This is a genomic window from Asaia sp. W19, from assembly GCF_003994335.1.
Taxonomy (GTDB): Bacteria; Pseudomonadota; Alphaproteobacteria; order Acetobacterales; family Acetobacteraceae; genus Asaia.
Map to the genome: position 1 here is coordinate 150,674 of NZ_PNQZ01000070.1, position 11,511 is coordinate 162,184.

General features: G+C 60.8%; 9 protein-coding genes, 1 tRNA gene and 1 rRNA gene. 3 read left to right on the plus strand and 8 right to left on the minus strand.

Annotation, left to right across the window (positions count from 1 at the left end; all coding sequences use genetic code 11):
• Positions 1-57 precede the first annotated feature (57 nt).
• The 6 genes from C0V97_RS15440 to C0V97_RS18430 form a co-directional block, all read right to left on the minus strand.
• Entirely contained in the window at positions 58-3,099 is a 3,042-nt protein-coding gene (locus C0V97_RS15440) for an FAD-binding and (Fe-S)-binding domain-containing protein (protein ID WP_233582212.1), read from the minus strand.
• Between the two features lie 158 nt (positions 3,100-3,257).
• On the minus strand, positions 3,258-3,587 hold the full coding sequence (locus C0V97_RS15445) for a hypothetical protein (protein WP_127103454.1): 330 nt from the start codon (positions 3,585-3,587) through the stop codon (positions 3,258-3,260).
• Between the two features lie 87 nt (positions 3,588-3,674).
• Positions 3,675-5,087, minus strand: a complete 1,413-nt coding sequence (locus tag C0V97_RS15450) for a HAMP domain-containing sensor histidine kinase (RefSeq protein ID WP_127103455.1) — start codon at positions 5,085-5,087, stop codon at positions 3,675-3,677.
• 18 nt (positions 5,088-5,105) lie between these two features.
• Positions 5,106-5,786 carry a response regulator transcription factor gene (locus C0V97_RS15455; protein ID WP_127103456.1) on the minus strand — a complete coding sequence of 227 codons (681 nt, stop codon included), beginning with the start codon at positions 5,784-5,786 and terminating at the stop codon, positions 5,106-5,108.
• A 96-nt stretch (positions 5,787-5,882) separates the two neighbouring features.
• Complete coding sequence (locus C0V97_RS15460) at positions 5,883-7,064, minus strand: S1C family serine protease (protein WP_127103457.1); 1,182 nt, start codon at positions 7,062-7,064, stop codon at positions 5,883-5,885.
• Positions 7,064-7,240: a hypothetical protein gene (locus C0V97_RS18430; RefSeq protein WP_158625444.1), complete on the minus strand. Its 177-nt coding sequence runs from the start codon at positions 7,238-7,240 to the stop codon at positions 7,064-7,066. The genes C0V97_RS15460 and C0V97_RS18430 overlap by 1 nt, the downstream gene beginning before the upstream one ends.
• Before the next feature lie 139 nt (positions 7,241-7,379).
• On the opposite strand from C0V97_RS18430, the gene rfaE1 reads away from it, so the two are divergent.
• From rfaE1 to C0V97_RS15475, 3 genes are all read left to right on the plus strand, one after another.
• Positions 7,380-8,840 carry a D-glycero-beta-D-manno-heptose-7-phosphate kinase gene (gene rfaE1, locus C0V97_RS15465; protein ID WP_127103458.1) on the plus strand — a complete coding sequence of 487 codons (1,461 nt, stop codon included), beginning with the start codon at positions 7,380-7,382 and terminating at the stop codon, positions 8,838-8,840.
• 48 nt (positions 8,841-8,888) lie between these two features.
• Entirely contained in the window at positions 8,889-10,049 is a 1,161-nt protein-coding gene (locus C0V97_RS15470) for an AGE family epimerase/isomerase (RefSeq protein WP_233582213.1), read from the plus strand.
• A gap of 440 nt (positions 10,050-10,489) precedes the next feature.
• Positions 10,490-11,005, plus strand: a complete 516-nt coding sequence (locus C0V97_RS15475) for a hypothetical protein (protein WP_127103459.1) — start codon at positions 10,490-10,492, stop codon at positions 11,003-11,005.
• A gap of 230 nt (positions 11,006-11,235) precedes the next feature.
• Here the strand turns inward: C0V97_RS15475 and C0V97_RS15480 are convergent.
• Together C0V97_RS15480 and rrf are read right to left on the minus strand one after the other, a co-directional pair.
• Positions 11,236-11,312: transfer RNA gene (locus C0V97_RS15480), tRNA-Met, on the minus strand.
• Between the two features lie 35 nt (positions 11,313-11,347).
• Positions 11,348-11,462 (minus strand): 5S ribosomal RNA (rrf, locus tag C0V97_RS15485).
• Positions 11,463-11,511: the final 49 nt, after the last annotated feature.

Below are 11,511 nucleotides of genomic sequence, written 5' to 3' on the forward strand. Positions count from 1 at the left end.
AACGCCCCCGGGCAGCACAGCATCAGTCTGGGCGGCACAGGTCCAACGGAGCGGCTCTCAGACGGCGGAGAGTGCGCGCAGCCGTTCCAGCAAAGCGACGAGGGGATGGTCCAGCGATTGCCCCCGAAAGCGCTTGACCTGACTGCGGCAGGAATAGCCACTGGCCAGAACACGCGTGCCGCTCAGACCATCGAGATGCGGCCCCCAGGATTGTTCGAATATCACGCGTGACGTTTCAACGTTGCGCGCTTCATGCCCGAAAGTGCCGGACATTCCGCAGCACCCGGTTTTCTCGAGTGTCAGAGTGAGTCCAAGCCGCGCGAAAAGCGCCTGCCAGTCCGAACCCGAACCGGCCAGGGCTGTCTTTTCAGTGCAATGACCAATGAACACATGCGCCTGGCCCGTTTCCTTGCTTTCGTGCGGCTTGAGGGCACGCAACAGGAATTCCTGTGGGAGCAGAATATCAGGCGTTGCGGAAAGTCCCGGCAGCTTGCGATATTCCTGACGGTAGACGAGGGTCATCGCCGGATCGAGTCCCACAATCGGCACACCAGCCGAGGCAAGAACGCGCAGCACCGATATATTGCGGCGCGCCTGACGGGCGAAAAGCCCGAGGAAGCCGTGCACATGCAGCGGCTTTCCACAAGCCAGGCTCTCAGCCAGGAAAACGCGATAACCGCAGCGCGCAGCGAGTTCGACGAATGCGGCCACCAGATCGGTTTCGAAATGCCGGGTGAAGAGATCCGGCATGAGGATGACGGAACGCGCACGCTCTGCCTGGGTCAGCGCCAGAATCCGTTCGGGAGTTGCGGGCTGGACCTCCCATTCATCGCAGACTCCTTGCAGCGTGCCACGCGACAGACGCGGCATATCCACCAGCCCAAGCCCCCGCTGCAAAAGCGCCCGCACCGGCGGCAACGCCGTACCGAGGTTGTAGAGCGGCGCCAAGCGCGCCATGAGCGGCAAGGCGTATTCAATCATCCCGACCAGATAATCACGCAGGGGCCGCGCATAACGCTGATGATACAGTCTCAGAAAGCGTGACCGGAAATCGGGTACATCGACCTTAACCGGGCATTGGCTCGTGCAGGATTTACAGGCGAGACAACTGGCAAGCGCGTCATAGAGCTGATGCGAAAAATCGAGCGGGGCGCGGCTGCGACAGTGAAATACTGCTCGGATCCGGGCAACCAGCGATGAAGGCGCATTTTCGAGCGTCGCCACGTCGATCCCGGCCCCTGCCTGCAGGCGCAGCCATTCGCGCATGAGGGACGCACGGCCCTTAGGAGAGAAACGTCGGTCGCGTGTCGCCTTCCAGGACGGACACATCGGGTCGTCCTGATCGTAATTGAAACAGGCCCCGTTACCGTTGCAATGCATGGCAGCGCCGAAGCCCTTCCAGACCGGATCTTGTATCTGCCGATCCTGCGCGCCACGGAGGGGCACCCCATCCACGCGCAGGAGGGGCTCCCGACATCTTGCTGGCGCAGCGATCTTGCCGGGATTGAGCTGGTTATGAGGGTCGAACACGCCCTTGATCTCTTCGAGACAGGGATAGAGCGGACCAAAGACATCGGGCACATATTCCGAACGCACGCCCTTGCCATGCTCTCCCCAGAGAAGGCCGCCGTAACGACGTGTCAGACGATGAACCTCATCGCTCAGCGGACGGATGAGCGCGGCGTCACGCGGGTTGCGCATGTCGAGCAGGGGACGCACATGCAGCACCCCGGCATCGACATGACCAAACATGCCGTAATCGAGCCCATGACTGTCCAGCAGGGTGCGGAACTCAGCGATGAAATCGGCCAGCTTCTCGGGCGGGACCGCCGTGTCTTCGACGAAAGGCTGCGGACGGGCTTCACCCTGGACATTGCCCAGCAAACCCACGGCCCGCTTGCGCATGGCATAGACCTGCGAAACGGATGTGCGCCCCTCGGCCAGGGTGTGACCGCGCCTTTGGACGGTTCTGTCCTGCCTCAGATGTTCAAGGAAAGCATCGACCGTTTCGCGAAGTGCCGCCGCGTCATGCCCGGCAAACTCGACGAGGTTCAGCCCCTGTGCGGGGCCTGCGGCATCTTCGGGAAAATAGCTCTCGACCGAATTCCAGACAAAATCATGCATGGCAAGACCGAGAACCTTCGAATCGATGGTTTCGATCGACAGAGGTTTGAGCCCGATCAGCGCGCGCGCGTCACGCAGCGCCTCCATGAAACTCCCATACCGGATATTCACCAGAATGCTGTGGGGCGGGATCGCCAGCAGATTCAGTTTTGCCTCGGCCAGAAATCCCAGCGTTCCTTCAGACCCGCAAATCAGGCTCGTCAGATCGAAACGTCCCTCTGCGTCGCGCAGGTGACGCAGATCATATCCAGTCAGGCAGCGATTAAGTTTGGGGAAGATCCGCTCGATGGTCTCCTTCTCACGCTCATGAATCGCAGCCACGCAATCATGGATGCGGGCGACATGGCTTTTACCGCGCCTGAGCGCGTTCAGTTCCGCGTCATCGCGTTTCACACTGTCCAGAACCTCTCCGCCCATCAGGACCGTGGAGAGCCCCAGAACGTGATCGCGCGTCTTGCCGTAGGTGCAGCTTCCCTGCCCGCTTGCATCGGTGCTGATCATGCCGCCAATGGTCGCACGATTGGACGTCGAGAGTTCAGGGGCGAAAAAGAGCCCATGCGCGGCCACAGCGGCATTGAGCTGGTCTTTCACCACACCAGGCTCGACGCGCACCCACCTCTCCTCGACATTGATCTCAAGGATACGGTTCATGTGGCGCGATAGATCGACCACGATCCCATCGGTCAGGGACTGGCCATTGGTGCCGGTCCCGCCGCCGCGCGGGGCGAACACTACGCCGCGCCAGGCATCCTGTCCGGCCAGACGGGTGAGTACCTCCAGATCCTGACGATGCCGGGGGCAGATGACGGCCTCAGGATGGCGCTGATAGATCGAATTATCGGTGGCATGCACCAGGCGCGTGTCATGACCCGTGCCAATCTCGCCCGCGAACCCGGCATCGTGCAGCGCCTCGAGAAAGGCGGCATGGGTGCCGGAATTGCCAGGGGTCTTGTCGAGAACAGCGATCATGTTCATGGCCGGTCATCCATCACGATGGGTGCGGACCGGTATGGAAGCTCGGACACCGCGCGCAGTGCACTGGATTACCCCGAACGATGGGGAAACGATAGAGAGCAGAACCGGGATGACGTTACCCGGCTGACGGGGCAGCGTAAGCCTGTCGGTCCATGCGCTCAGGAGCGCGTCAGGACGATCAGCGCGCGCCGCTCCTGGGCAATGCCCGTGCGCAGATGTCCATGAGCGCACAGTGCCTCGCCCTCATGCTCGAGATACATGGCCTGATTGATGATGGGGGGCGTGGCCGTGGCGGTCTGGCGCAGCGTCCGATGGACCTTGCGCGCCAGCGTCTTGCAATATTCCAGAGTGTCGCTCGTCACGGCCATGGGAACAGCCTCACTCCGTACAGGCAGTGAGCGCGGCCCCCCTATCGTTTCAGCCTCGGCAATGCCGGGCAGGCCGAGGGCGCAGGTCAGGCAAAGCAGCGTGATGGCGGTTTGGGTCATGAAACCCGCACTATGCCAGTCTGTATTGCGGTCTGATGGGCCCGACATGAAGACTTGGTTATGTGGTCAATTTTCCTGACCGATGCGTCAATTCAGCGTCGTGTCGTCAACGGGCAGGCTGAGAACCACCCTCAGCCCACGTTGCAGCGGCTCGAGGGCCAGAGTTCCACGATGCAGTTGCGCCACGGCCTGGACGAGCGACAGCCCGAGGCCCGCACCAGGGGTGTTGCGTGCCTGATCAGCCCGGAAAAACCGCTCGGAAGCGCGCAAAAGATCCTCGGCCGACATGCCAGGGCCCTCATCGGTCACGCTGATCCGCACCAGCGCGCCCGAGGTGCTGGCGCGCAGGGTCACGGTCGTTTCCGCAGGCGAGAACTTGATGGCGTTATCGATCATATTGGCCACGGCCTGCTGGATCAGACGCGCATCACCATGGAAAAACAGGCGCGGCGGCAGATCGAGCGCGATCTGCAACCCGGCATCTTCCGCCGTGGCTTCATAGAGCTCAGCGATATCGTGCAGCGGCCTGATCAGATCGGTCGTCTCAAACGCTGCGCGGCGCGCCCCGGCCTCGATCTGGGCAATACGCATCAGGGCATCGAACACCGCCGTGACGTGATCCAGGTCTGCCACGGCGCGATAGATCGCATCATGCATCTCCTCGGTGGAGCGCGCATGGAGGGCTGCATCCTCAAGGCGATTGCGCGCTCTGGTGATGGGCGTACGCAGATCATGGGCGATGGAATTCGAGACCTGCTTCACTCCCTCCATCAGCTTGGAAATTCGGTCGAGCATGCGATTGATCGAATGGGAGACGAGATCGACGTCATTGCCGACGAGGGGCATACGCTGGCGCATATCGCCATTCGCAAGAGCCGTGGTGGTACGCGCGATAGAACTGAGAATACGGCTGAAGATACCCCGCACCACCCAGGCGCCGCCTATCGCCAGCGCCGTCACCATCAGCCAGGACCAGAGGAAGGTCTCTGTCAGCACGCGGCGCAATATATCGCGCCCTCTGATATCGCGCCCGACCAGCAATTGCAGCCCATCCGGCAGCACATAGGCGTGCATGGCCGCCGAGATCGTGTTACCGGCGCGGCTGATCTTGAGCGTATAGAAGCGATCTGCTCTCTGCACGGCCTCAGGCCAGGCAGGCATGTTCCCGGCAAGACGCTGGCCGCCCGGCGTGATCAGGAGATAGAGATCCTGATCTTCGACATCCTGGTCCAGACGATCCTGGATTGCGCGTTGCAGGCTGGAGAGTCCCCCCTGCATCCAGCGCTCGGCGAGACCGTGAGCATCGGCGTCGACGGCCTGTCCGACCTCGCGCTCCAGTGCGCCTATAGTGTGCCACCACAGAAATGTCAGGAACAGCGTGGCCGAAAGGGCAAAGACCAGCCCATAGGCCAGAGAGAAACCAAGCCCCGCCGAACGAAATCGCCAGGCGCGCTTCCACCAGACGCGAAGCAGGGGAAAGCGCGACAGGCTGAACCTCATGAAGTTATCTCATCCTGCTCAATTGGCGCGCAGGATGTAGCCTGCATTGCGGATCGTATGGATCAGCGCAGTTTCAAAGGGCTTGTCAACCTTCTGACGCAGACGCGAGACATGCACGTCAATCACGTTGGTCTGCGGGTCGAAGTGATAGTCCCAAACGCGCTCCAGCAGCATGGTGCGGGTGACAACCTGACCGGCATGACGCATCAGAAATTCGAGCAGGCGGAATTCGCGCGGCTGCAGATCAATCTTCTCCTCACCGCGCTTTACCGTACGCGAGAGAAGATCCATTTCCAGATCTGCCACGGTCAGCTTCGTCTGGGGAGCCTGCTCGGCGCTGCCACGGCGGGCCAGAGCCTCGACACGGGCCAGAAGCTCCGAAAAGGCGAAAGGCTTGGTCATGTAATCGTCGCCGCCAGCCTTCAACCCGGCCACACGCTCATCCACATCGGCCAGCGCCGAGAGCAACAGAACGGGGGTCGCGTTGTTTTGCGCACGCAACGTCTCGAGAATGCGCAGACCGTCAATGCCGCCCGGCAGCATGCGATCGAGAATAACGATATCGAAGTTCTCGCTCACGGCGAGGAACAGACCGTCCTTCCCGTTATCGGCTTCCTCGACAAGGTGCCCGGTTTCCTTCAGGCCCTTCACGATGAAGCTCCTGACGGTTGGATCATCCTCGACAAGCAGAATACGCATGGTCAGTCCTTGGCTCAGAGAAGCGGCAGGTCCGCCCCTCACTTTACGGTGACTGCATTATCTTTCAGTTACGCGCGAGAAGAAAGGGTTCTGTGATCAGAGATCCGCATCTGCCGGGCGTTTCCCAATTGGAAGCGTGACAGTGACGGTCTTGCCTTTACGGATTACCGTGAATGTCACGGCGCTACCGGGTTTTCCGGCGGCGACCGTACGCAGCAACGCGCGACCGTTCTCAACTGGAACGTTATTGATGGCGGTAATCTTGTCACCTTTCATCAATCCGCCCTTCTGGGCAGGACCGTTGCGATCCACGTCGACCAACACGACCGATCCATCCCCGTCATCCAGGGTCACGCCCAGCCAACCATGATCGACATGGCCGGTGCGCCGTATCTCCTCGACGATCGGCGCCACGATTTCCGACGGGATGCCGAAACCTATCCCGACCGACCCGCCGGCGGGCGACACCATGGCGGCGTTCACGGCCACGACCTGACCCCGCATATTGAAGGCGGGGCCACCCGAATTGCCCGGATTGATCGGTGCGTCGAGTTGCAGGAAGTCGTCGAGCGATCCGGCCCCGAGATCGCGGCCCCGGGCTGAAACGATCCCCGCGCTCACGGAGGAACCGAAACCGAAGGGATTACCCGCGACCAGGATCCAGTCGCCCACATTGACCTTGTGACTATCGCCCCAGGTGACATAGGGCAGCGGCTTGGGCGACTCCACCTTGATCACGGCAATGTCGGTCAGGGCATCCACCCCGACGAGCTTGGCAGGCAGTTCCTGCCCGTTTGAAAGCGAGACGGTCACGTTATCTGCATCGCCGACGACATGATCATTCGTGACGATGATCCCCGAAGGGTCGATGATGAACCCTGACCCCGCTCCCAGGATCTCCTCCTGATGGCGCTGCATCTTCTCGCGATAACGCTTTTCGAGCGGGGTGCCCTTGATCTGGGCAGGAACCTTGCCTCCCCCTTCCGAACTGATCTGCGTGATGGCGATATTCACAACCGCCGGAATCACGCGCTGGACCAGAGGGGCGAAAGAAAGCGGCCCTGACTGTACGAGCACGGGCGGCAGGGCCGGCGTTCCATCCGGCACGGCCGCCTGGGCCGGAATCTGCACCGTGTTCGCCGGAGGAACGGCAGGAATGGCAGGATGACTTGGCTGTGGCGGCGGATGCGGCAGAAATTTCTCCAGAAATGCCGGCAGGGCGTGGGCCTGCTTCACGCCGAACCCGGCCAGGACGAGGAGAACAAGAGCTGCGCGCATCAAGAAACCACAGACAGGGCAAATTTCAGGGTCATGGGGGCACGATAGCGCAGAAACGAAATGATTCCATCTCCCTTCCTGATCCGTTTTACCCGGCTGACCGAGAGGCCCTCTCGCCGGTGCGCAGGAACGAGGGCCAGCATGCCGCTCTGACTGAGCGGGTTGAGGATTGTCATGCGGCGCCACCTTTGGCAGGACAAAAGGACGGGCTGATCGCGTATCACCCGTGATGCCCCTGAGCGGCTCTGGGCTAGAGCGACTTTGGGCAGGATATGGCCTGCCGGGATCAAAGCGGCGTTTTCACAAGGATGAGCGATGATTAGTGACTTCATATTCGGACGGGTCTTGATCATCGGCGATCTGCTGCTCGACTGCTATATCCATGGGTCCGTCGATCGCATCTCTCCCGAGGCCCCGGTACCGGTCCTTTTGCGCGCCAAGCACAGCACCGTGCCCGGTGGCGCAGCCAATGTCGCCATGAACGCCGCTGCCCTGGGCTGTGCCGTCGATCTGGTCGGGCTCGTCGGTCAGGACAGCTCTGCTCACGAATTCCGCCGCGCAATCGGCCGTCAGCCGTCTATTGATCTGACGCATCTGGTGGAGGATCCTGACTGGGTGACGATCACCAAGACGCGCGTCCTGAGCGGGCGGCAGCAGATCGTGCGTATTGATGAGGAGCCCTCCGTCGTCGTGGCACCTGCCGCGCAGGAACGCCTCATCGCTGCAGCCCTCGTCGCCATGGACCGGGCGGATGTCGTGGTGTGCTCTGATTATGCCAAGGGTGTGCTGAGCGACGCCGTGCTTCAGGCCGTCATACAGGCGGCAAATCTGCGTGGTATCCCGGTGGTCGTCGATCCCAAACGCCGCGATCTTTCGGCCTATAAGGGCGCCCAGCTGATCACCCCGAACCGCAAGGAGTTGGCAGCGGCCACGGGGCTGCCCGTTGGCAGCGACACCGAGATTCATTTTGCGGCGCTCGCCGCACAGGAGCAATTCGGCGGCGATGTGCTGGTCACGCGTTCTGAAGAGGGCATGACCCTGCTGGAGCGCAATGGACGCATGACGCATGCACACGTGCCGAAATCTGAAGTTTTCGACGTGTCTGGTGCGGGTGATACCGTGGTCGCCACGCTTGCCGGCATGATATCCGCCAAGGCTGATCTGCGCACTGCCATGGTGATCGCGACAAATGCGGCCGCGATCGTCATCGGGAAGCTCGGCACCGCCACGGTTTCACGCGCAGAGCTGAGCGCAGCCCTCAAATCCAAGATCGACCGCGATGGCGTAATCGCGACCCTGGCTCAGGCTCAGGCCATGATAGAGGCCTGGCGCCAGCATGGTGCATGTGTCGTGTTCACCAATGGATGCTTCGACTTGCTGCACCCTGGCCATATTGCACTCATCCAGGCTGCTGCGCGCGAGGGAGACAAGCTGATCGTTGCGCTGAACAGCGACGCCTCGGTACGACGCCTGAAGGGAGAGGAGCGGCCGCTTCAGGACGAGCAGGCACGCGCAATCGTGATGGGCGCCCTGCGCGATGTCGATCTGGTCGTCATTTTCGATGAAGACACGCCTTTTGAGACGATTTGCGCCCTTCGTCCGGACATTATCGTCAAGGGGGCGGATTACACCGAAGACGAGGTTGTCGGTGGAGACGTTGTGAAATCCTATGGTGGTCGCGTCGTACTGGCCGATCTGGTATCAGGGCGCTCGACAACCTCGATCGTGCGCAAGATGAAAACCGCCCCCAAGACGGACGAGCCGATCAGCAAGTGAACCCGGCCTCGAAGTGACTGGCCCCAACGTGATTGGCCCCCGAGTGATATGACGACCGCTATGGAAGATCCGGCCCTCTCCCTGCAGGAGTCCTGGCGCAACTGGCTTTTCGGACAGGCTCTGCCGCTATGGAGTACGGCAGGGTTTGATACTCACCGCGGGCTGTATCACGAGCGCCTGGACTGGCAGGCACGTCCGGTTGTCCTCCCGGCCTTGCGCCTGATGGTTCAGGCCCGCCAGATCTCCACCTATTGTCGCGCCGCGCTCGATGGCGTGCATGATGCCGGACAACAGGCGCTCGACTGTCTCGACACCGTTCTTAGGCTGTATCACCGGGCAGATGGTCAACCAGGCTGGGTTTTCTCCATCGGCCAGGATGATCGTCCGGCAGACAGCAGACGCGACCTGTATGCCCATGCTTTCATTCTTTTTGCCTATGGATGGGCCATTCGCTATGCCGACCGTCCTCAGGACCGGCAAATGGCGCGGCAGATTGCCGAGGATATTGAGGCAATCTTTGCAGCGCCCAATGGCGGCTATCTCGATGCGGTCCCTGATAACGGAACCCGCCGCAGCCAGAACCCGCACATGCATCTGCTGGAGGCCTATCTCGTCGTATTCGAATCGACGGGAGACGCGTTCTATCTCGACAAGGCCCGTGCTCTGGTCACGCTTGCACGGACACATCTGATCGATCATCGCTCGGGTCTGCTGCTTGAATTCTTTGCCCCAGACTGGATGCCACTCGCCTCTCATGGGGCCAATCAGGTTCAGGCCGGGCATCTTTTCGAATGGTCATGGCTGCTGCGTGATTTCGCCAGACTGGCTCAGAGCTCTGGCGATGAAGCCGAATGGCTTGGCGCTACAGCATCGCGCCTCCATGAGGCAGGTTTCACTCATGGGTGCGACCATGAGCGGCGCGTCGTACTCGACAGTATGAGCGACACCCTCAGCGTATTGGAGCATTCCGCCCGCATCTGGGCACAAACCGAATTGCTGCGGCTTCTGCATATGGCTCCGCATAAGGAGGCGCTCACGCAAGATGCCACAGCCTATGGGCGGGCATTTTTACGGCAATTCGCCCCGGCCAGACTGAATGGGGGTTGGATCGACCATGTGGATGCACAAGGGCATCCGCTGGTGGACTACATGCCTGCAAGTTCGCTCTATCATATCTACGGAGCCGGCCGCGAAATCGCGTCGCGTTGAGCCGATAAACGAGCATTGCGCGAAAAGGGGACGCGTCCCATTGCGTTAGCCGACCCGAGACATAGGGCACGGCCGTAGGCGTGGTCGCATTTCCACTCTCCCGAAAAAACGTCATGAAACGGGCAAAGGGCCACTGCCCCCTATGCGCCGATCATGTTTCTTCTGGCCTGGCGCCGAACGTTTCAGGATCTGCTGAAGGCTGGCTGCACGGCTCATGCATTCATAAAGCGCGAGGTCAGGACGAAAGACTCAATAATTTCGCCCATCAGCGCACAGTATCCTGCTGCATCCGGCCTCCCCCCTAGGCGAATATGAACCGTCGGGGTGGACACGCTTTTTGAGAGTACATGGCGCCATAGGCTCAGATGCGTCGCCTTTGTCTTAGGCAGATGACGACACGATCCTGTCTGATTTCACCTCTCACTCCACGAAAGCATTGCATGGTCATACCTGCGTTCCCGCCCCCCGATGCTGAAGAAGTCATCGCCCACGGCAAACCGTCCGATAACGAGCTGCTCGCCTATTATCGCTCTGAGATCCGGTTCGAAACGGAGACTGTCAATGGCCGTCTCCAAGCGCTGCTGAGTTCGCAGGCCTTTCTGGTGATCGCCTATGCGACCGCGATGACCGGCTCAACAACGCGTTGGGGAGACCGCATGGCCATTCTCATTCCTCCGCTTCTATCGCTCCTGGGGTTCATGCTGACCCTCATGGCGTTTCCCGGCATCCGTGCGGGCTATGCGGCGATTGGTAAATGGAACGAGAAGGAGCAGCGTCTCCATCGACGATCTCCAAATTTGTCTGAGTTCACGCTTGGGAAAAGCGACGAGGATGCGCGTGCCATGACCCATCGTGCCCGTCGCGGCCGCATGTTTGCCCATCAGGCTCCCCTCGTCTTCCTGATCGCATGGACAATCTTCGCGTTTATCCCGTTCTACCTCTACCGAGAGCTGTAGAAATTCGGGCTCGACCCAGGCAACGGCTGCGTCACGAGTGTCTGGAGTGATCAGTCCGCAAGCGCATGCGTAAGGCGCGCTCTTTCTAACCCTCTGAGAGTGGTTTGCGCCTTTGCGCTGGTGCCTGCGTTTCGGGCATTGGGCACGTGTATTCGCCGCTGTGCACGTTCTATGTGCTGGGCGAGCGTGTTGATGCGCTGATTGCGGCAGTCTGTGTATGTGTGGGGATTTGGTTGCGGGGGCAGGATTTGAACCTGCGGCCTTCAGGTTATGAGCCTGACGAGCTACCGGGCTGCTCCACCCCGCGAGGGTGGTGGGGTGTTTTGTGGGGTGGATCAGGGGACCTGGCGGCGACCGACTTTTCCGCATCTTGAGATGCAGTATCATAGGCGCTGGGGCGTTTCACGGCCGAGTTCGGGATGGGATCGGGTGGAAGTCTCCCGCCATAGCCACCAGGTCTTCTGATCCACCCGACAACTATGTGTCGGTGTGGAGGTTGGTGTTTG